Annotated in this window: 17 protein-coding genes and 1 tRNA gene; 10 read left to right on the top strand and 8 right to left on the bottom strand. The window is 55.3% G+C overall.

Translation table 11 applies throughout. The annotated features are described in order from the left end of the window. Positions 1-3 precede the first annotated feature (3 nt). Together ccoO and ccoN are read right to left on the bottom strand one after the other, a co-directional pair. Positions 4-708 (bottom strand): cytochrome-c oxidase, cbb3-type subunit II, encoded by a 705-nt coding sequence (ccoO, locus tag OS190_RS11300; RefSeq protein WP_267158828.1) that lies wholly within the window; start codon positions 706-708, stop codon positions 4-6. 133 nt (positions 709-841) lie between these two features. After that, positions 842-2,446: a cytochrome-c oxidase, cbb3-type subunit I gene (gene ccoN / locus OS190_RS11295; protein WP_267158785.1), complete on the bottom strand. Its 1,605-nt coding sequence runs from the start codon at positions 2,444-2,446 to the stop codon at positions 842-844. A gap of 197 nt (positions 2,447-2,643) precedes the next feature. Here ccoN and OS190_RS11290 point away from each other — a divergent pair, with 197 nt between their 5' ends. Further along, positions 2,644-3,483, top strand: a complete 840-nt coding sequence (locus OS190_RS11290) for a universal stress protein (RefSeq protein WP_267158784.1) — start codon at positions 2,644-2,646, stop codon at positions 3,481-3,483. Positions 3,484-3,526: 43 nt separating this feature from the next. Here OS190_RS11290 and fnrL read toward each other — a convergent pair whose 3' ends face one another. Then, positions 3,527-4,273: a transcriptional regulator FnrL gene (gene fnrL, locus OS190_RS11285; RefSeq protein WP_267158783.1), complete on the bottom strand. Its 747-nt coding sequence runs from the start codon at positions 4,271-4,273 to the stop codon at positions 3,527-3,529. A gap of 217 nt (positions 4,274-4,490) precedes the next feature. Here fnrL and OS190_RS11280 point away from each other — a divergent pair, with 217 nt between their 5' ends. From OS190_RS11280 to OS190_RS11250, 7 genes are all read left to right on the top strand, one after another. After that, positions 4,491-5,414 (top strand): choline ABC transporter substrate-binding protein, encoded by a 924-nt coding sequence (locus OS190_RS11280; protein ID WP_267158782.1) that lies wholly within the window; start codon positions 4,491-4,493, stop codon positions 5,412-5,414. An 89-nt stretch (positions 5,415-5,503) separates the two neighbouring features. Then, positions 5,504-6,337, top strand: coding sequence for a choline ABC transporter permease subunit (gene choW, locus OS190_RS11275; RefSeq protein ID WP_267158781.1), 834 nt, complete (start codon positions 5,504-5,506; stop codon positions 6,335-6,337). Next, on the top strand, positions 6,334-7,350 hold the full coding sequence (gene choV / locus OS190_RS11270; protein ID WP_267158780.1) for a choline ABC transporter ATP-binding protein: 1,017 nt from the start codon (positions 6,334-6,336) through the stop codon (positions 7,348-7,350). The genes choW and choV overlap by 4 nt, the downstream gene beginning before the upstream one ends. Positions 7,351-7,454: 104 nt before the next feature. After that, positions 7,455-8,102: a hypothetical protein gene (locus OS190_RS11265; RefSeq protein ID WP_267158779.1), complete on the top strand. Its 648-nt coding sequence runs from the start codon at positions 7,455-7,457 to the stop codon at positions 8,100-8,102. Then, positions 8,099-11,434, top strand: coding sequence for a hypothetical protein (locus OS190_RS11260; protein ID WP_267158778.1), 3,336 nt, complete (start codon positions 8,099-8,101; stop codon positions 11,432-11,434). The genes OS190_RS11265 and OS190_RS11260 overlap by 4 nt, the downstream gene beginning before the upstream one ends. A gap of 27 nt (positions 11,435-11,461) precedes the next feature. Continuing rightward, positions 11,462-11,935 (top strand): hypothetical protein, encoded by a 474-nt coding sequence (locus OS190_RS11255; RefSeq protein ID WP_267158777.1) that lies wholly within the window; start codon positions 11,462-11,464, stop codon positions 11,933-11,935. 331 nt (positions 11,936-12,266) lie between these two features. After that, the gene (locus OS190_RS11250) at positions 12,267-13,454 is read left to right on the top strand and encodes a caspase family protein (protein ID WP_267158776.1); all 1,188 of its coding nucleotides are present in this window, start codon (positions 12,267-12,269) and stop codon (positions 13,452-13,454) included. A 209-nt stretch (positions 13,455-13,663) separates the two neighbouring features. Here the strand turns inward: OS190_RS11250 and OS190_RS11245 are convergent, their stop codons facing one another. Beyond that, positions 13,664-14,671: a PAS domain-containing protein gene (locus tag OS190_RS11245; RefSeq protein WP_267158775.1), complete on the bottom strand. Its 1,008-nt coding sequence runs from the start codon at positions 14,669-14,671 to the stop codon at positions 13,664-13,666. Between the two features lie 154 nt (positions 14,672-14,825). After that, a tRNA-Thr gene (locus tag OS190_RS11240) sits at positions 14,826-14,901 on the bottom strand. Positions 14,902-15,120: 219 nt separating this feature from the next. Here OS190_RS11240 and OS190_RS11235 point away from each other — a divergent pair. After that, a complete protein-coding gene (locus OS190_RS11235; RefSeq protein WP_267158774.1) occupies positions 15,121-15,996 on the top strand; it encodes a hypothetical protein in 876 nt (291 codons plus the stop codon). Positions 15,997-16,134: 138 nt separating this feature from the next. Here OS190_RS11235 and OS190_RS11230 read toward each other — a convergent pair whose 3' ends face one another. From OS190_RS11230 to OS190_RS11220, 3 genes are all read right to left on the bottom strand, one after another. Beyond that, on the bottom strand, positions 16,135-17,550 hold the full coding sequence (locus OS190_RS11230) for a pyridoxal phosphate-dependent decarboxylase family protein (protein WP_267158773.1): 1,416 nt from the start codon (positions 17,548-17,550) through the stop codon (positions 16,135-16,137). A 290-nt stretch (positions 17,551-17,840) separates the two neighbouring features. Then, positions 17,841-18,698 carry an SMP-30/gluconolactonase/LRE family protein gene (locus tag OS190_RS11225; protein ID WP_267158772.1) on the bottom strand — a complete coding sequence of 286 codons (858 nt, stop codon included), beginning with the start codon at positions 18,696-18,698 and terminating at the stop codon, positions 17,841-17,843. 166 nt (positions 18,699-18,864) lie between these two features. Beyond that, entirely contained in the window at positions 18,865-19,767 is a 903-nt protein-coding gene (locus tag OS190_RS11220) for a 2-dehydro-3-deoxygalactonokinase (RefSeq protein WP_267158771.1), read from the bottom strand. Positions 19,768-20,011: 244 nt separating this feature from the next. Here OS190_RS11220 and OS190_RS11215 point away from each other — a divergent pair, with 244 nt between their 5' ends. Continuing rightward, a complete protein-coding gene (locus OS190_RS11215) occupies positions 20,012-20,347 on the top strand; it encodes a hypothetical protein (RefSeq protein WP_267158770.1) in 336 nt (111 codons plus the stop codon). The last annotated feature ends 50 nt before the right edge of the window (positions 20,348-20,397 follow it).

The raw sequence follows: 20,397 nt of genomic DNA, 5'->3' as shown, positions 1-20,397 counted from the left end.
CTCCTAGCGGCTTGCGTCTGGGGTAAAGGTTGAAAAATCGACGAGGGTGCCGAGCATTTGTAGATAGGCGATCATCGCATCCATTTCGGTCAACTCTGGCTGCCCGTCGAAGTTGCCGATGTTTGCAGTGTCACCATAGCGTTCCAGCAGCCCGTCATAATCGCTGTCAGGGTCTGCCTGAGCCTTGAAATCGGCACGAGCGTTTTCGACCATTTCATCGGTATAGGGCACACCGACGCTGCGGTGGGTCTTGACCAGGTCTTCAACGTGTTTGCCATCAATCGGCGTGCGGGCCAGAAACGCATACCTGGGCATGATCGATTCCGGCACCACGGATTGAGGATCGCTCAGGTGGTCCATGTGCCATGCATCCGAATAGCGACCACCCACACGGGCCACATCGGGACCCGTCCGTTTTGACCCCCACTGATGCGGATGGTCATACATGCTTTCCGCTGCCAGCGAATAATGGCCGTAGCGATCCACTTCGTCGCGCATCGGGCGGATCATCTGCGAATGACAGGTATAACAGCCTTCACGCACATAGATCTCGCGCCCGGTCAGCTCCAGTGGTGTATAGGGGCGCATCCCCTCGACGTCCTCAATGGTATTTTCAAGGTAGAAGAGCGGTGCAATCTCGACAATGCCGCCGATACTGACGACCAGCAAGGAGAGAACCATCAGCAGGGTCGCCGAACGTTCGATCATAGCGTGCCGTTTCAGAATGCCGGTTTCAAGCGGCAATTCATTCGGAATTTCCTCCGGCAGGTCAGACAGAGTGGAGACCTTTGGATCCTTGTCGGAATCCATGATTTTTTCGTTATCAGACATCTGTTTTTCCTTACTCAGCCGGCACACCGACGGGGGCAACAACACGGGCTCCGCCGCGGATGGTCATCCACAGGTTCCAGCACATGATCAATGCGCCTGACAGGTACATGACCCCGCCCAGACCGCGCACGATGTACATCGGGAACTTCGCCGCAACGGTGTCGGCAAAAGAGTTTACGAGGAAACCCTGTGCATCGACTTCACGCCACATCAGGCCTTCCATGATACCGGTGACCCACATCGACGAGGCGTAGAGGACGATTCCAATTGTCGCCAGCCAGAAGTGCCAGTTGATCGCGGACATGGAATACATTTGCGCACGCCCCCAGAGTTTGGGTGTCAGGAAATAAAGCGCGGCAAAGGTGATCATGCCGTTCCAGCCCAGTACGCCGGAATGTACGTGACCGATGGTCCAGTCTGTATAATGAGACAGAGAGTTCACAGCGCGGATAGACATCATCGGACCTTCAAAGGTCGACATTCCGTAGAAGGCCAGGGAGATCACCATCATCCGGATGATCGGATCCGTCCGCAACTTGTCCCATGCGCCATTCAGCGTCATCAGACCGTTGATCATGCCGCCCCAGCTGGGCATCCACAGGATGATCGAAAAGACCATGCCAAGGGTCGCCGCCCAATCGGGAAGGGCAGTGTAGTGCAGGTGGTGCGGCCCCGCCCAGATATACAGGAAGATCAGGGCCCAGAAGTGAATAATGGACAGTTTGTATGAAAAGACAGGACGGTTCGCCTGCTTTGGCACAAAATAGTACATCATGCCCAGAAAGCCCGCTGTCAGGAAGAATCCGACGGCGTTGTGGCCATACCACCACTGGGTCATTGCGTCCTGCACCCCAGAGAAGAGCTGTACCGACTTGGAGCCCCAGATGCTTACCGGCATGTGCAGGTTGTTCACAATGTGCAGCATGGCGACGGTGATGATAAAGCTCAGAAAGAACCAGTTTGCGACGTAGATGTGGCGTTCCTTGCGATTGATCAGCGTGCCCATGTAAATCACCAGATAGGCAACCCAAATGACGGTAAGCCAGATGTCGACATACCATTCGGGTTCTGCATATTCACGCGATTGGGTTGACCCCAGCACATAGCCGGTCGCAGCCAGAACGATGAACAACTGATAACCCCAGAATACGTACCAGCGCAGGTTGCCACCCCAAAGGCGGGTGCCACAGGTGCGTTGCACGACGTAGAAGGACGACATGATCAAGGCGTTGCCACCAAATGCAAAAATCACCGCAGAGGTGTGTAGCGGGCGCAGACGTCCAAAGTTCGCATAGGGTTGCAACCAGTCAAAGTTGAGCGCCGGAAAGGCAAGCTGAAACGCGATGAATGTTCCGACCAGAAATCCAACGATCCCCCAGAACGCCGTTGCGATCACACCGGCACGGACGACATCATCCATATACCCGTTGGGGTCGATCCCCGGTCTGGGTTCTTCATCGGTATTACGTAATACCCAGATGAACATGCTTGCTGCGATGCACATAATCAGCACCGCGTGAACTTGATAAGCCAGATCCCGGCCCCAGCTGGCAGCAAGAGCCGCAAATAGCGTGATCCCCGCCAGGATGATCAGCTTGAAATAGTCAGACGTCATTGGTTTGTCCCTTCTTTCACCCCCGCACCACGTCTGGGTGCATGGGATGTTTGTTCGCATAACGGCTTGTCCCTTAGGTACGACATGCGGTCTTTGATCTGAATCAAAGACGGATGGCTTTCTTTGCCGGCAAGATCACGAAAGTTCTGTATGGCACAACGCCGCGTGAATTTTTAGCCGAAACAGGAGCAGAGCATATGTCAATTCAAACGGTCACCACGATTTTGACAGATGAAGATCAACTGGATGCCCAGCTCGGCGCGGGGGTCGGTGTCGCACGGGCCCTGGACGCGCATTTACAGGTGCTTGCCCTTGCGATCGGTGTTGACAACCCGGCATTGGTCCAAACCGCGCTGGACGCTTTTCCGGTTGGTGTCGATATGGAGGAAACGGTTGTGCGAGCGGGCGAACTCAGCGCGTTGGCCAAATCAAAGCTGGCCAACGAAGACATCCGCTGGAACGTAGAACCCATTGCTGTCACCCGTGCAATCAGCGCCATAGAAGTTGCACGCCATACAAAGTTCAGTGACCTCGTCGTTCAATATCGTCTGGCAGGTATTGCCGGTGCTGAGCGCACCCGCGCCCTGGCGGAATCCGTATTGTTTGATGCCGGCGCCCCGTTGCTGTTGTTACCAGACGCCGAACCGATTGATGTCCCGCCCACCAATATTCTGGTGTCATGGGACGAAAGCGCAACCGCCTTGCGCGCCGTCCGTCAGGCGATGCCATTGTTGACCCGGGCGGATTATGTGCATGTGGTCATGGTAGATCCGCCCAAGGATGCGCCTGACCGGTCCGATCCTGGCGGTGCCTTTGCCCAATATCTGTCGCGTCAGGGAATCAAATGCGAGCTGTCGGTGTGCAACAAGGACGAGGGCGGCATTGCCGCCACCCTGGAGCGGCGCGCGACTGAATTGGGGTGCGGCATGATGGTGATGGGGGCTTATGGACATTCGCGCCTGCGTGAGGCGATCTTTGGAGGGACCACACGCACGGTACTGCTGGAAGCCTCAGTGCCGGTCTTCATGGCGCATTGAGCTTCATGGCGCATTGAGGGTGTGTCCCATGGCCTTTCCGATCCTAACTCAACCTGGCGGCACTTGTGTCATCTCCGGTTTCCGCCATCAAACTTGCGAGATCGGGGATGGTGATGGTGCGGCTGCCCTCCATCTTGATCAACCCGTCCTTGCGCAGGGCGGTCATCTGGCGGCTGACCGTTTCAATCGTCAGACCCAGATATTCGCCCATGGTTTCGCGTGACATGGGCATTTCAAAAGACAGGGAATCTTTCAACGGTCGAAGTTGCAGCGACGCCGTTCGCCGTGCGATCAAAGCCAGAAGGCATGTGATTTTCTCGCGTGCGGTCTTGCGCCCCAGCAATACCATCCATTCCCGGGCGACTTCGAGCTCGTCCAAAGACATCATCAGCAATCTTTGTCCGATATGGGGGGTGGCCTCGACCAGCGTTTCAAAGGGTTTGCGCCGGAAACAACACAAGGTCACTTTCTGTATGGCTTCGACATCGTAGCCCACTTGCTCACGTCCGGGTCGTCCGATGAAATCAGATGGCAGCAACAAGCCCAGCATCTGGATGCGCCCGTCAGGCAGGGTCCGCGACAATTTGGCGGCACCGGTGACAACCGAACCGACAAATACCATTTCGTCGCCTTCGAACATGATCTGCTGACCGGCATCAAAGCTGCGGTAGTATTTGATCTCTTCCAGACGGCGCAGTTCATCCGTATCGCAGGTCGCACAGACCGCACGGTGTCTGATATTGCAGTCAGCACAGGAGGGAAATTCGCTTCTGGAAGTAATCCTGGTCATGTATGTACCCTTTCTGCGAGTGCCCCTAGCGACTGTATCAGTTGCATTCCAGAACTCAATTGCGACAGGTCCGCACAAGCGGAAGTGAACCTGTCGTCACTTGTTTGCGGTGTTACTGCACTCTGATGCTGTGTTAGTGGTTGCAATATAGGGCGTCGTGGTATTTTTATTGACGCAACGATCAACAAAAACATGACCAAAAAACTGGGAGTTCACAATGAAACATCTTCTTGCAACAACGGCTGCCGCCATTGGTGTTGCCACATCTGTCGCGGCTGCGGGCTGTGACGAGGTGACCTTTTCCGACGTAGGTTGGACCGACATCACCGCGACAACCGCCGCTGCTTCTGTGGTACTGGATGCGCTGGGTTATGCGACAGAGACCAAGATCCTTTCGGTTCCCGTTACCTATACCTCAATGGCGGCTGGCGACATTGATGTTTTCCTGGGCAACTGGATGCCGACGATGGAGGCAGATATTGCACCCTACCGCGAAGCAGGTACTGTCGAAACCCTGCGCGCAAACTTGACCGGAGCGAAATATACGCTGGCCGTGAACAAGGCGGCTGCTGATCTGGGGATTACGTCATTTGGCGCGATTGCCGAACAGGCAGAGGCGCTGGATGGCAAGATATATGGCATCGAGCCGGGCAATGACGGCAACCGTCTGATCCAATCGATGATCGACGACAATGCCTTTGATCTGAAAGACTTTGAAGTGGTCGAATCGTCTGAACAGGGGATGCTTGCTCAGGTCAAACGCCTGAGTCGCAAGGAAGAGCCGATCGTATTTCTCGGCTGGGAACCGCATCCGATGAACGCCAACTTTGAACTGACCTATCTTGAGGGCGGTGATGATTTCTTTGGTCCGGATCTGGGCGGTGCAACGGTATTTACCAACACGCGGGCCGGCTATGCACAGGAATGCCCGAACCTGGGCAAGCTGTTGAACAATCTGGAATTCACCCTTGCCATGGAAAACGAAATCATGGGTGCCATCCTTGATGACGGGAAAGACCCCGAAGAAGCGGCGGCAGCATGGATCAAGGCCAATCCAGATGTGCTGGGAAGCTGGCTGGACGGTGTGACCACCAAAGATGGCGGGGATGCAATGGCCGCCGCCGAAGCCGCACTCAAGTAACCCTTTGAGAAAATGCAAAAGATGCCTGCGTTGGTACGACACGGGCATCTATTCTCTGAAGGGCGCGCTCCCTTGCGAAAGGAACAACCATGAAATGGCTTACTGACAATAAGCTGCCGGTTGATGACATTGCCGAAGCCGCTTTCGACTGGCTTCAGATCAAGGGAGAGTGGTTCTTTGACGGGCTTGCGCTGGTGATGGAACGGCTGATTGACGCGATTCTCTGGGTTCTGCAAACCCCACATCCGCTGTTTGTCATTGCGGCATTCGCAGGGCTCACTTGGTTGATCCAACGCAACTGGAAAACCGTGGTTTTCATCGTGATTGGATTTCTCTTCATCCTGAATCAGGATTATTGGGAAGAAACAACAGAAAGCCTGACGCTGGTCTTGTCGGCCTGCGTGGTCTGTATGGGGGTCGGTGTTCCGATCGGCATTGCAGCGGCACACCGTCCGGGCCTTTATCGATTTATGCGGCCTGTTCTTGATCTGATGCAGACCCTACCAACCTTTGTCTATCTCATTCCTGCCATTGTGTTTTTCGGCATCGGCATGGTGCCGGGGCTGATCGCAACGGTGATCTTTGTACTGCCCGCGCCAATCCGTTTGACACAGCTTGGCATCGCCTCGACACCGAAATCCCTGTTGGAGGCTGCTCAGGCCTTTGGTGCCACACCGAGCCAGACACTGTGGAAAATCGAATTGCCCTATGCCTTGCCGCAGATCATGACGGGACTGAACCAGACAATCATGCTGTCGCTATCCATGGTGGTGATCGCCGCCCTTGTGGGCGCGGACGGGCTTGGCGTGCCGGTGGTGCGGGCTTTGAACCAGGTGAATACGGGGCTGGGCTTTGAATCCGGGCTGATCATTGTGGTTGTGGCCATCATGCTGGATCGGATGCTGCGGGTGAGTGGTAAATGAGTACTGCAGTCACATTCAACAATGTTTCCATCGTCTTCGGCGAGAAACCTGATGCAGCACTTGAACTGATGGATGCCGGTCAAAGCCGCGCGGAAATTGAAGCCGCAACCGGGCAGGTGCTGGGTGTACATGATTGTTCGCTGGACGTGGAAACCGGAGAAATCCTGGTTCTCATGGGCCTGTCAGGGTCCGGAAAATCCACTTTGCTGCGGGCGGTAAATGGTTTGAACCCCGTGGTGCGCGGCCATGTCGAAGTCAACGATGGGAACTGGTCGGCAAACGTGCAGGAGTGTTCTGCGGGAGACCTGCGCAAGGTTCGGCGCGAATGTGTTTCGATGGTGTTTCAGCAATTCGGCCTTCTGCCCTGGCGCACTGTGCGCGACAACGTCGCACTCGCCCTGGAGTTGTCTGCTGTGCCCAAGGCCGAGCGGCTGGCGCGTGCGGACAGGCAGCTTGCGCTTGTGGGGCTGTCCGATTGGGCGGATCGCAAGGTCGGTGAGTTGTCTGGCGGCATGCAACAGCGCGTCGGACTCGCCCGCGCCTTTGTCACCGAAGCGCCGATCCTTCTGATGGATGAACCGTTTTCCGCTCTTGATCCGCTGATCCGAACGCGATTGCAGGACGAATTGCTGGACCTGCAACGCGAGTTGAAGCGCACGATCATTTTTGTCAGTCACGATCTGGACGAAGCTTTCAAGCTGGGCGGGCGTATCGCGATTATGGAAGGCGGGCGCATCGTGCAACTTGGCACCCCGCGTGAAATATTTTCGAACCCTGCGTCCGCATATGTTGCCGATTTTGTGTCCAATATGAACCCCTTGGGCGTTTTGACGGCATGGGATGTGATGACTGCCGCAACCGATCAGCCCGGTCCGCAAATCGCGGCAGCAACGCCGGTGGCGCAGTTGATCGATCAGTTGAGCGGTGCGGATACGGCGTTGCGTGTGGTCGATGGGGACAATGTTCTGGGGACGGTGACAGCACAAAGTATCGTCGATCGCCTGAGCCAGTAGGCCGGGCGCGCCGCATCCACATTGCCCGGTTTTCGATCACCTATTGACCTAACGACACCCGATGCCCCATCGTAAGGGCATTATTACGGACTCTAGGATTAAACATGGCTGAACCTAAACCAATTCAGCTCGACGCAAAGCAACAAGCCTTTATTGAACGATTTATTCTTCGCCGCCCGATTGTATCGCCCGAAAATGCGGACACCCCAGGCGCGGCAGTTGTTGCCAAGGCGGTCGAGCTACGCGCAGATATTGCAAAGCTGGGACGTGGGCCCGAGATTCTCAAGGCGCTTGATATTGCAATCGCGGCGGGCGATTTCGCCAAGGCCCAAAAGCTGTTGGATGTGTCCCAAAAGGCCATGCCTACGCCGCCTTTGCTAGGGATCTGGACCGAAGCCCGCAGCAAGGTGGCCAGACAGATAGGCGAACTGGAGGATGCGTTGAGGTCTTTTGACTCTCCGTTGTTCCAACGCATTGCGGAATTCGGACTGGCGGCTTTCACGGGAAAAAAGCTGACCAACATGGCGGTTGCAGTGCGCGAATATGATGGTGCCAACCCGAAGGACCGTGAAACCGAAGAGAACAAACTGCGTATCGCAGTGAACGAAATGCAGGCTTTTTCGCAGAACGATGAAGTTCTGGGCATGCTAGACGACAATCCGCTGGGCGTGACCTTAACCCTGCGCCAGACTTTGTCCGAGGCTCTCGCCACACTTGAACGCGAGATCATTCGCCGGGCCAATGTGGTATGACTGATCCGGTAGAAAAACAGCGTAAATGGGCAGGAAAACTTGCACAAAAAATTGGCCTTTCACTTGATGAATTCCTTGATGAACTGGAATTCGAAGATGACGGCGCAGATGAGGAACCTTCCGAATGGGACGCCCTCTATGGGGACCTAAAGGCGCAGATCGACCATTTGGTGGAAGAAGGGGAAACCCATGCGACCCTGATACCCGGATCAAAGCCCGAAGAACTCTTTGCTTTTCTGGGCGAGGTCGCCGGCCTGCGTAACACGTTGGAAACCGGAGATTTTGACGCATTGCAGGCGATTATTCCCAATGTGAATGCCTTGCCGCACCGGCTTCGTGAGATCAGGAGCGCGGTTGACGCACGTCTGGTTTCGGAAGCAGAAGCGCTTGAACGGGAATTGCTGGAGGCGACGCCACCCGCAGGGTTTGAAGCGGATGACAGCCCGGGTTTTGATACCGCTCGACAGGCGGCGCTGGTGCTCGTGCGGGCGCGACCAGTTGACGTGGATTGTTTTACGAAAGCACGCGAACTATTGCGCCTTGCCGCAGAGGCAATCACCCAGAAGGTCAAGGAACGCGAAGCGCAAAACCGCAGATTGACCTTGGAGGCCGCAGAGATCTATCCGGTTGGTATCCTCGACTCCCAGAAGAAGCGCTTCAAGAGTGCAATGGATTTGATCGATGCTTCTCTTGCTCCGCCGATCACCAGCGCCAAGAATTCTGATGCCGCCAAACAAATCAAAGCTGCCGAAGCCCTTCGCAAGACCTTTGATGACGAGGTCAAAGCCATTGGCGGCGAAGAAAAAGCACGCGATATCAACGATGCCTTTGGCGACAGGTTTGGTGCCATTGAAACCGCACTTGGCGGGACGGCTGCAGTGGTTGAACTGCTGAACCATTACAGTCCTCATGAACTTGCCGATCTGATCGTAGCCCTTGGCGATGGCAAGGCAGGAGCCGAGAACCTCAAGGAAACCTTTGTTGCCTTCGGGTCCGGAGCCAACGCCAAAAAGGCGATACAGGAACTCGGCGCTGAAAACCTCAAGAAAATGCAAATCGACGGCAGTACTCTGGATGAGATTGCCGGGATGAATAAGGGGCTTGGCCCGGCAACTCTTAAAGTGATGTTCACCGAGCATGACAATCTGACTGCGGCCCAGGAGGTCTTGAAAGGGTTTGGCACAGATGCCTCGCTGCTGCGGGATTTGGTGAATGACAGCGGGCTGGCAAATGAACCAAAGGCGCTTGTTGCGCTGCTGACGCCGAGCGCTGACAACTCGCCATCGGACATTGCAGAGATGGTCAAGAAGTTCGACAACAAGGAGAAGCGCGAGCGTCTTGGCGGCATGATCGGCGAAGGCGGTCTGGGTGAACACCCGGAAGTGTTTGGCGAATTGGTCAAGACCGCAGGAGGCGACGGACTTGTCGCCATGGCCACGGCCTTTGACAGCAAATCGAAGCGCGAGGCCTTGAAGAAGGGGCTGAACGAAGGCGGGCTTGCCCAGCCCGGGGTCAAGCCAAAGTTCCTTGGTGAATTCTTTAATAATTGTTCTACCGGCAGCAACACTGACAAAGGCAATGCAATGGTCGGCTTACTGACCGGTTTGACGCCGGATAGTCGCGGACAGATGAAGAATATGATGAAGGACGGTGGTGTGGGGCAGGCACCCAAGGCCTTTGCCGTTATGATGCGCGATGGCTGCGGCAATGATCCTGCCGCGCTGAAGGCCCTCCTGGACAAGACAAATTCGGATAGCGGCCGGACCGGTATGAAAGCCTTGCTGGCAAATGCGGGCATGGATGGCAGCGTTGCTGGTGCCGAAAACTGCATGGCTGAAATGCTACAGGCTTCGGGCGGTGATCCAGACAGCCGCGCCACGGGTTTTGCCAATTTGATCAAGGGCATCGACGGCACGATGGCCGACAATTTCAAGACCATGCTCGACAAAGGCGGCCTTGCGGGTCATCCCAAGGTGCTGGCCCCGCTGATCGCAAAAGGCTGCGGCAATGATGCGCGCAAACTTGGACTGCTTGCGGAAAACATCAGCGGCAACGCGACGGCGCAGGACAACCTGGCGGGGTTGGTGAACAAGGGCGGCTTTGGGGCGAAGGTCAGCGGCGGCGCGGACACAAATACCAAGCCGGAGTGCTTTGCTGAGTTGTTTGAAACCGGCTGTGGTGGCTCGCCCGCCGAATTGGTAAACCTGCTCAACGTAATGGGAGATACGCAACAGGCACAAATGTGCACCCTGATGAAGGACGGCGACCTCGGTAAACATCCCAAGGTTCTTGCCAACATGTATAAACATGGCTGTCTCAGCAAAGGCGAAGCCGATGCCACGGGACGCAAAGACCCGGCGAAACTGCTGGTCGTCCTGGCGGATTTTGCAGGCTCAGGGCCGTTGTTCAAGGAAATGATGACAACCGGCGGATTCGGAACCGGCCCGGAAGAGCGCCTGGGCAGTGTGATGCGCTATGGCTTTACCAACAAAGGCACAAAAGACGCTGATCTGACGCAATTGAAAGCCATGGCAACGGCGTTTTCCGGTGCTGATATGGTCAAACTGGACACTATGCTGAAAGCCATGGAAGGCGCCGATCCGATGGCATTGCCAACCGACAGGGACAAGGCATTGCAACCCGGTGGAGGCTTGCAAAACATTCTGGCATGGGACGGCCATGCAGGCTCAGCCGCTAAATTGAAAACCAAATTCTACGACAAGCTGGCCGCACCAAGCCCGACAAGTCCGGCCCGACAATCTTCAAACCTCAGTTTGTCTGTCTTGATTCAAACGGCGGCTTCTTTCGAGGGCGAACCGATTGCGACCCCCCAGTCAAGTTTCGTTACCGCGACCGGTCAGCAGATCGATATGAGGGCTGATCATATACTTGGACGGCATACACGCAAATATCAAGATTTTGGCGATGTCAAAGCGCAGAATACGCTGTTTCCTGCGCATTTGGATGCAGCGGGTATTGATGCCCTGGCAAAGGCATCGGTTGCAAATATTACGCCGACGACAGATCGACGCAAAAAGAGAAGAGAAGGTTTTCCTCCTACAGCAACGATTCCAAACCGCAACGACCGTAAGCGTCGCCCGCCCATAGACATTTTTGATTTGAACAGCGCCAGATCAAGCTGGCCAAAGGACTCCGTTTCAACCGGCGACGGCTATTCTGTGAAAGTCACCTTCATTCCTTCCAATCAGGGCGGGGATCGCGTGATGCTGGATCAATTTTATCCCGATGAATCCGGCACTGATCCTCATGTGCTTGATGTGAACCAAGCTGATATGCGCAAGATCAGGTCCGCACTGCGGAACCAGTTCTAGGTACCGATTGAGAAAGAATAACAGACCATGAGCACCTTTGAGATCGAAATACGGGTAAAGGATGGGGAAACCCAAATTCCCGAAGACCAGATTGTGGAATATGCCAAAGGAACGCCGGATCGTTTCGAAAGCTACATGCATCTGGAAGGTCTTATTACCTTTGTCATTGGCGACGCGCGATTGGAGATTGAAGATACGCTTTCCTATGTGTTGCCAACACTGGCACTTGAGGTTCTTTCCGATCTGGTGAGCGAGGGGGAAATCAAGTTCATCCTCAATACCAGCCCCGAAAAGTTCTTTTTCAAAAGTGATGGAACAACGGTCACGATGACGGGCAATTATTTGCCCGAAACGCTTGAGTTTCGTCAGGATGACATGATCTCGGCCGTATTGGAGGCCTGCCGACGGTTTCTGATCTGGGCAGAGCAGATCTGGCCCAATATCGGTATTGCCGACGATCTGACAATGCTGAACGAAGTGAAGGCGGAATTGAATTCCTGATCCGCAAAAGCCAAAAGCGGAGAGGGTGCGCCTGTGCCTTTGGTTTGCGCTGAAATACATGTCCCTACCTGAATGGTCCCGCCAATCGTGAAATACGTTGACAGGACAAAGGTAAATCCCTTCATCTGAGGCAAATGAAAACTGCCTGTTCCGGTGTTACCCCCTTGATGCAAGGTCTGACAAAGCAGCCTTGTCGCGGTCAGCAGGGTAGGCATCCGTATCTTAAAACACTAACGTCGATTGTGATCGCGTTAATGGGAATGGTTCGGTGCTGATTTATCTTCGTCAATTTTTCATTCTGATTTTCTTCATGATCTGCGCTGGGATGGCCATGGCCAGCGAGAAAGTAGCGCTGGTTATCGGGAATTCGAAATACCGGAATGTTTTCGTCCTGCCAAATGCTGCGCAAGATGCAATCGACGTGGCGCAAGTGCTTGGCAAGTTGGGGTTTCGCGTCATTCATGGAACCGATCTTACTCGTGTCGAAATACTGGAACATGCGCAAGACCTTCGCAGGTCGCTTGCCCCGGATGACATTGCGCTGTTTTACTTTTCCGGGCATGCGATCCAGATTGGCGCCGAAAATTTCATCATTCCTGTGGATGCTTTCGGTCAGGATGAACAGACCGTTCGCAATAATTCGGTCAAGCTGCAAACCGTTCTCTCCGAGATGGAAAGCAAGGCGGATCGCAATATCGTCATTCTTGATGCTTGCCGCAACAACCCTTTTGACATTCCAGCAGCAAATCGCGCCATTGGCGGCGCTGCCCGCGGTCTGGCCAAGGTGGATGCCGGTGTCGGGTCCTTTATCGCCTTTTCAACACAACCGGGAAATGTTGCCCTGGATGGAAACGGTAGGAATAGCCCATTTACCGCGGCCTTGTTACGGCACTTGCCCTCTCAGGCAGATGACCTCCACGAAGTCATGCGCAAAGTCCGTCGCGACGTAGTGGAGGACACCAACAGTTCCCAGATCCCATGGGAAAATTCTTCGATGATCCAACGGATTTATCTGGCGTCACATCCAGCCCGCACAGAGCCTGTAGCTCCGTCCACTGAAAGGCCTCGACCGGCCGCGCAGCCGGTGTTTGGCTACGAAGTTGCCGGGCTGGATCCCTATGGAGATGGTTTTCTTGCTCTGCGCAACGGCACGACCCCTTCGGCCACGCGTATTCTAAAGATGACCGAGGGAACCCGCCTTGAGGTGCTAGGCCAGGACGGAGTCTGGTTCCACGTCAGGACGGAAACCGGTGCGATTGGATGGGCACATTCGAATTGGATCGGCTTTGTCGGCGCAAGAAGCAACCAACCAACGGAAAGTTGTGAGAGCCTCTGGATGCAGCGCAATGCGATTTTCGCGCGCAATGGCTATTGTTTTCAAGGGGCGAGAGGGCGCAAGGCATTTTCCAATGCGGGGTGCAGGGTCGGGGTTGCCGCAGGCGACATTCCTCTGAGCGCTGCAGAAAGAAACGAAGTCGAATTTCTGAGATCGCGTGAAAAGCTACTGCAATGCCGGTAGGTGCCGTTCCCCCATGACATCACCGACGCTTTTGCGACCTGGTGCTGGCGCGGCCTGCACCCGCGTTGCCGTGAGGCGCAGTACAGGTTCCCCAATATGGCGAATTTGGCGTTTTCCCTGCCACTTCCTGACAGGGGTATGATCAGGCCGGATTTTACGATTTCTGCGGAGTGCCAGAAGGCCGCGAATTTGAAAGAACAGCGCTGCGCTCAGTAAAGTGTCAGTGGCAATTGCGCCCTTGCGATCAACCCTGTTCGCGCCCAATCCAAGGCAATTGTGCCTCCGGTCGCGGTTAAAAGGTCACTTATTATTTTCGATCCGCTTGCACGTTTTGGCACAACAACTGTCGGCCCGCCGGTTTCCGTCCAGTTGAAAACCAATGTGTCAACCGCCCCGACATCTTGAATGTCCCAGGTTAACGTGATCCGCCCTTTCTCGGAACCAAGAGCACCATGCTTGACCGAATTTGTCGCCAGTTCATGCAGGACCAGAGCCAGGCATGACAGCAGATGCTTGGGTAGCGTGATCGCGGGGCCGTCCAGTTCGAATTGCGCGGCACCCTTGACGGCATAGGCCAGCAACATTGGCTGCGCGAGTTCCATCATGCTCAACGCTTGATCATCCGGACGGTTTATTGTCTGCAAATGCGCATCGCTCAGCGTGCGCAGCCGTTCCGATGCCAGTCGGCCAACTTCCTTTGGATCGGTTTCCTCGCGGGCGGTCATCCTTAGAACAATGTCCATCACGTTGACGATGTTGCGCAAGCGATGGACAAGTTCATTTTCCGCCAGTTCGCGGGCCTTGCGTTCGGCATCTCGTTTTGCGGTCACATCCATTTGTGATCCGAAAAAGAAGACCAGGTTCCCATCATCATCCAGAATCGGGCCGATCTGAAGCGCATTTTCAAAGCTTGAGCCGTCTTTGCGGTAATTCAGTATTTCTACGGTCTCGACCTTCTGGCCCTCGATGGCGCGGCGCAAGTCAACCAGACTTTCTTCAGTGGTGCCGATCCCCTGCAAGAACCTGCAATTGCGTCCCAACACTTCATCTTCTTCGTAGCCGGTCAGATCCAGAAATGCGGCGTTGACATATACGATCGGATTGTCCGGTAACTGCGGGTTCGTAATGCACAGTGGAATCCGAGCATGTTGAACAGCCTGCGCCATTGCCTTGTCAGTTCTCAGGTCCCAACGGACACGGCTTTTCGCAATGGTCAATCCAAGGTTTCCATTTGTTTGGCGCTGACGGATCATGCTGTATATCGGGAATGGCAAAATCAGGCAACTATGTTTCCCTCCCGATTGCCGTCATCAAGCCACGCCAGGCGATCATGCGCGCTGGCGCTTGAATCTTCATGTTTTTTGGAGAAAATGGTGCCCCCACACGGACTCGAACCGCGGACCTATTGATTACAAATCAATTGCTCTACCAGCTGAGCTATAGGGGCGCACACCCTGAGGTGTCTTGCGTTGCCAGATTGTAAAACCATTCAACGTGGGCGTTCTTTAGGTGATGTTGTTTCGGGATGCAAGCACTCTCATCACCCATTTTGCATCATTTTTGCACCCTGTTTTTCCGGCAACATCCAAACCGATTTTGGTGTTTTACACGACAAGCCGGTGCCTGTATTCAACAGCCTAACCGAACGAGTAGCGAGTATGAACTTATGCAGTTGGTTTTGCACACAGGTGCCCATTTTACCGAACAGGAACGATTGATCAAATCGGTTCTGCGTAACAAGGATACCTTTGCGCAACGCGGTATCGTGGTGCCGGGCCCCAATAGCTATCGCGGCCTGGTGCGGGAGACTCTCAATGCCATGCGCAAAACACCGGCTTCGCCGCAGGCGCGCGAGGTTTTGCTGGACGTGATACTGGATGGTTCTCCGGCAGACCGTGTGATCCTGTCGGATGCTAATTTTTTCCGGACGGCTGGAACGGCGATCCAGCGGGGCGTGTTATATCCGGCGGCGGCGGACAGGATGGCCTTTATGGCGCAATTGTTTCCCGACGATGAAATCGAGATTTTCCTGGGGCTGCGCAATCCGGCCACGCATATTCCGATCCTTTATGCAAATTCGATCGACACCTCCGCCGAGGCCTTCTGGGAAGGGCGCAACCCACAAGACATTCGCTGGTCGGATACGATTTCTGATATTCGCGCAGCAGCGCCTAACATTGCAATCACGGTCTGGTGCAATGAAGATACACCGGTAATCTGGTCCGAGATCATTCGCGAAATGGCCGGGATCGACCCTCATGAAAAGATCTCTGGCGGGTTTGATCTATTGGCGAGCATTATGAGCAAAGAGGGGATGGAACGGCTGCGCAGCTATCTTCATACCCACAAGGACATTACTGAAATCCAGAAACGCCGGGTGATTGCTGCCTTTCTTGACAAATTTGCATTGGATGACCAGATCGAAGAGGAACTGGATATGCCCGGTTGGACCGATGAACTGGTAGAGGAATTGACCGACCTTTATGACGAGGACGTCGCCATGATCCAGCGGATGCCCGGCGTTCGTTTGATTGCACCTTAGATTTGGCATGCGCCGAATCGGGGTTTTCAGTGGACAGTTGCGTAACGAATTGAAATAGATATATTTTTACAGGTTTCAACCGGTCATGAACGTGAGCGGGCAAGGGACGGATCCGTGGTCCACATGCCTTGGAACCAATCAGGTCAGGGTCGGCGCAATGTCGGTTATTACATCATAGGCAGTATCCACATCCTCTGCGGTGCAGGTCCAGGCTCCTGCTTGAAACCGGATCACCAGATCACCATCGACGCGCGTTTGAGTCAGGTAAATACGCCCGTCCGCATTGATCGCATTGACCAGTTGCTGGTTGAGCGCATCGCTGTCCTGCGTGCCTTGGGGGACATAACGAAAAGTGAACAGCGACAGCATCGGCGCGGTCACAATTTCAAAGCCGGGTGTTTCGGCCAGTCGCGCTGCGAGACCCTGAGCCCATGACACATGATTGCGGATCATGTCGCGCAATCCGTTCAGCCCATGCGCGCGCAGCAGGAACCACAATTTCAGGGCACGAAACCGCCGGCCCAAAGGCACCGACCATTCCGAATAATTGATTATTCCGCCATCAGCACCGTCGGTCTTGAGGTATTCCGGGTGGATGGCAAGCGTTTTGACAAGACTGGCAGGATCTTGCAGAAAATGTGTGGTGCAATCGAACTGCGCGCCCAGCCATTTGTGCGGGTTCAAAACCACACTGTCCGCGCGTTCAATGCCAGCCCAAACCGATTGAAATTCAGGGCAGATCATCGCGGCACCAGCCCAGGCGGCATCGACATGCGTGTAAAGACCCTCGGCGGCAGCCACATCCATGACGGCGGCGATGTCATCGCTGGCACCTGCGCTGGTGCCGCCCACGCAGGCAATGATGCCAGCGGGCAAGAATCCAGCAGCGCGGTCAGCGTCGATCGCGTGTTGCAGCGCGGTGACATCCATGGCGCGGGTTGGCCCGCGTGAGGGAATGCGGACAAGGTTGGCCTCGCCAATGCCGGAAATCCAGATTGCCCGGTCAATTGAGGTATGGACCTCGGCACTGGCATAGATGCGCAGCGGTTTTTGGCTGCTCAGACCTTTCTTGTTGCCTTCCCAGGCCAGGGTTTTTTCGCGCATGGTCAGTACTGCGCAAAGTGTTGCGGTACTGGCGCTGTCCTGTATCACACCCGAGAATCCCTTTGGCAGGCCGATTGCCTGACGCATCCAGTCACAGGTTCGGGTTTCCAGTTCGGTTGCGGCGGGCGAGGTTTGCCATAACATGCATTGCGCTGCGATCGCCGTGACATAGCTTTCTGCCAATACTGAAACCGGTGCGGCATTGGCGGGGAAATAGGCAAAGAATCGAGGGTGCTGCCAATGGGTCATGCCGGGCATGATGGTATGTTCCAGATCATGGAGGATGGCGTCGATCGTTTCGGGGGTTTCCGGTGCGCTTGCCGGAAGCTGGGCAATGATCTCGCCCGGTTTGGTCTGGGCTCGCACCGGTCGTTCGCGCAGGGTGGCGTGGTAATCGGCGGCCCAATCCGCGGCATCTTTTCCGCGGCTGCGGAAATTTTCCCAATCCATCTGCGTTCCCTTCGATGTTGCTGACGCGGCGTATTTCCGGCCCTAAATACTTAATTTGTTTAGCAAGTCGCATCTTGCTGTCAACGTCCATCGCTGCCCCTGACAACAGCAGGGAAGCGGGACGGATTTGCAACGTCAAACTTGCGTTCTCCAGGTTGTTCCGGGCGCAACGGCTCATAGCCAAGAGAGGGGCGATGCGCGTGGGGCGTGCAGAAAACAAAGACCGATCAGGGCTGAATGTCCTTGCGCCGCTCAGCCAACTGGCGGCTTGGAAAAGGCACAGGCGGGGGTCACAAGATCACCTGCGGTTCGGCTATTCCCTGTGCGACATCCTTGAAGACAAAGGTTGTGCCGTTGAGGGGGGCGGTTTTCAGGATGTCATCCGAAAGACCCTGCTGCGCGCTCGTGACATATAGATCACATAGGTCGCTTCCGCCAAAGGCAGGGCAGGTCGGTTGTCGGGCTGGTACAGGGATGCGGTTAATCTCACGGCCATCGGTAGCAAAACAGATAACACAGGAGCTGCCCCACATCGCGACCCAGAGATTTCCACGCGCATCTGTTACCGCTCCGTCAGGGTTCAACCGGGTGGCATTCAGATCGATGAAAACCTCTGCCGCACCACTGGGCCAGCCATCTGCCGCATTCAGCGGTTGGCGCATGATTTGCCGAGTGAGAGTGTCGGAATAATAGGCACAACTGCGATCAGGCGCGAAACAGATGGCATTGCTGATGCTGATGTGCTTGACCAGTTCTTTCAAGGCCCCTTGATAAAAGCGGTAGATTGCTCCTGCCTGGGGCTCGGCATTCTTGCCCATGGTTCCAATCCAGAATCCGCCCCAGGGATCGGCCCGAGCGTCGTTTGACCGTGTGACCGGATTGTCCGCATCGAGCGCGATCAGTTTGGTTTTCTGCGCCGTGGCTATGTCAAACCGCCAGAGTGCGGTTTCAGACGCCAGCAGCAATGTCTGTTCATCAATCCATCCGGCAGCAGAATGATCCTCTGCCAGATGCCATTCCTGATGATTCTTGCCAGAGCGGGACAGCAAACGCCGCCCAAGAATATCGAACCAGAACAATTCCTGTCGTACAGGATGCCAAAGCGGCCCTTCACCCAAATGGCAGGCACGGCTGTCGTATCCCGTCATGCCGACGCCCTCGGGCAGTTTTCCAGATTCTGTGCCGCAGGTTCTGCCACCGTTCTGGTTGTACCAGCGCGGAATAGGAAAGGTCGGCCGTCGAAGGCCACCAGAGAAGAGACCGTCACCCCCGAAAGCAGCATCGGTTGAAAGAGAGCGGCTATCGGTAATGACTTCATCGGTTGGCCTGCCAGTGCCGGTAGGCGACAGTCAATCCCGCAACTGTCATGCGTTCTGCGTCTGTAACCGTGGCGGGTGCCCCCTGCGTTTGAAGGGCCCGTGCATAGGGCAGGGTGGCGGCATCCGTTCCAATGATCGCAATGTTGGTGCCCAGCCAATAGGGACGCGCGGCAGCCAGTTCCGCCCCGATAAGCAAACCGGACAACCGGGCCCGGCCGACGGCAGGCGCTATTCCGTTCAGCACATCATCGGCATGTATAGCAAAGAGCCTCGCGGCCAGTTTCTCGGGCTTGCTGAGGGTTTCTTCGACGGTGAAATCAAAGGTGGCCTCGTCCCAGACGTTACCGTCTATTGAAGCGCGCAGCACAGATCCGCCGGTAAGCAAAGCAAGCAATTCGCCGCTCATGTAGGTCTGAAAACTGATCACTTCACCGGCGGACACCTGGACCCATGTGCTATGGCGGCCCGGCAGACAGATCACGCCATCCCAATCAGGATTCAAGGAGAGAAAACCGGCGATACGTGTTTCATCCCCGTGCATCAGATCCGAAGGTGTCGTCTGGCGCAGACCCGCGATCACCTGCACATGAAAACGCTTGCTGGGGGCAGACACAAGGTTTTGGGCAAGGGGACGGCAGGGGACCACGCCATATGGGGCTTTGACCCAACCTTTGGCTGCACCGACCATGCCGCAGGCGATGATCGGTTGGTCGGACGTGATGTTCCAGGTTTCAAGCAATGTCGACAAGGCTGTTTCGAACCCGTCATGGGCAAGCTGTTCCGCGCCATCATCCGACCGCAGGCTTGCCAGGGCGCGCCCCTCGCGCATGGCCCATGCCTGTAGGTGATTATGGCCCCAGTCTATCCCGATCCATTCCGGCGATATTGATGCATTCATCCTGAAACCACCACATCTCTATCGCTGAACTGGTGTCGGTCGGACTTGGGTCTGCGGGCTTTTGAGACCTTGACGCCTGCAATCTGTGCTTGCCGCATTTCAAAACCGCGCGTGACGTCAAGGCCTGATAGGCCGCCACTGATGAAAGCGGGGTCGCTTTTGGATGGGCGAAGCGTTTCTGTTTGATCCATCACCTGAAATTCCTCAATGTGAACATTTGTCTTTCCACCAACAGGGTTTCACGATGACCCGCAACAAGGACGCGAAGATCCCGCTCAAGGCACCCTTGCAACTGGCTATGCCCTACTCTGCAAGTCTTGTCCGCAAAGATCCACAGGGGGCAGCGGTTTCACTGGAGTTCATGATAGACGCGGCGGCCACCACATCAAGGCGGAAGGACGAAATCGCTGTTCGCGCTCTCATGATCGACCGTTTGCCACTGGGGACAGCATGTAATGACATCAACGCAGTTGCCTTTGTTTTCGGGGCATCGGCTTTGGCCCTGGGTGGCGTCAGGGCGACAGTTTGGGCGGCACATGTTATGCTGGGCTATTCATTCCACGGAGAACATCTGTGGTGAGCGGATTTACTTTAGATATGAAATGTTTTTACTTGAAATAAAGCGGCGTT

Source organism: Sulfitobacter sp. F26204 (genome assembly GCF_026410305.1).
In the GTDB taxonomy this organism is placed as follows: Bacteria; Pseudomonadota; Alphaproteobacteria; order Rhodobacterales; family Rhodobacteraceae; genus Sulfitobacter.
This window is presented reverse-complemented; position numbering and strand designations above follow the sequence as displayed.

Excerpts from the sequence above, each read along its gene's own strand:
- OS190_RS11265 (WP_267158779.1), top strand. The coding sequence starts at position 7,455 with ATGGCTGAACCTAAACCAATTCAGCTCGACGCAAAGCAACAAGCCTTT.
- OS190_RS11230 (WP_267158773.1), bottom strand. The coding sequence starts at position 17,550 with ATGGATTGGGAAAATTTCCGCAGCCGCGGAAAAGATGCCGCGGATTGG.
- choV (WP_267158780.1), top strand. The coding sequence starts at position 6,334 with ATGAGTACTGCAGTCACATTCAACAATGTTTCCATCGTCTTCGGCGAG.
- OS190_RS11225 (WP_267158772.1), bottom strand. The coding sequence starts at position 18,698 with ATGACGGGATACGACAGCCGTGCCTGCCATTTGGGTGAAGGGCCGCTT.
- OS190_RS11280 (WP_267158782.1), top strand. The coding sequence starts at position 4,491 with ATGAAACATCTTCTTGCAACAACGGCTGCCGCCATTGGTGTTGCCACA.
- ccoN (WP_267158785.1), bottom strand. The coding sequence starts at position 2,446 with ATGACGTCTGACTATTTCAAGCTGATCATCCTGGCGGGGATCACGCTA.
- OS190_RS11215 (WP_267158770.1), top strand. The coding sequence starts at position 20,012 with ATGACCCGCAACAAGGACGCGAAGATCCCGCTCAAGGCACCCTTGCAA.
- OS190_RS11235 (WP_267158774.1), top strand. The coding sequence starts at position 15,121 with ATGCAGTTGGTTTTGCACACAGGTGCCCATTTTACCGAACAGGAACGA.
- OS190_RS11290 (WP_267158784.1), top strand. The coding sequence starts at position 2,644 with ATGTCAATTCAAACGGTCACCACGATTTTGACAGATGAAGATCAACTG.
- fnrL (WP_267158783.1), bottom strand. The coding sequence starts at position 4,273 with ATGACCAGGATTACTTCCAGAAGCGAATTTCCCTCCTGTGCTGACTGC.
- OS190_RS11250 (WP_267158776.1), top strand. The coding sequence starts at position 12,267 with ATGGCCAGCGAGAAAGTAGCGCTGGTTATCGGGAATTCGAAATACCGG.
- choW (WP_267158781.1), top strand. The coding sequence starts at position 5,504 with ATGAAATGGCTTACTGACAATAAGCTGCCGGTTGATGACATTGCCGAA.
- OS190_RS11255 (WP_267158777.1), top strand. The coding sequence starts at position 11,462 with ATGAGCACCTTTGAGATCGAAATACGGGTAAAGGATGGGGAAACCCAA.
- OS190_RS11220 (WP_267158771.1), bottom strand. The coding sequence starts at position 19,767 with ATGAATGCATCAATATCGCCGGAATGGATCGGGATAGACTGGGGCCAT.
- OS190_RS11260 (WP_267158778.1), top strand. The coding sequence starts at position 8,099 with ATGACTGATCCGGTAGAAAAACAGCGTAAATGGGCAGGAAAACTTGCA.
- ccoO (WP_267158828.1), bottom strand. The coding sequence starts at position 708 with ATGATCGAACGTTCGGCGACCCTGCTGATGGTTCTCTCCTTGCTGGTC.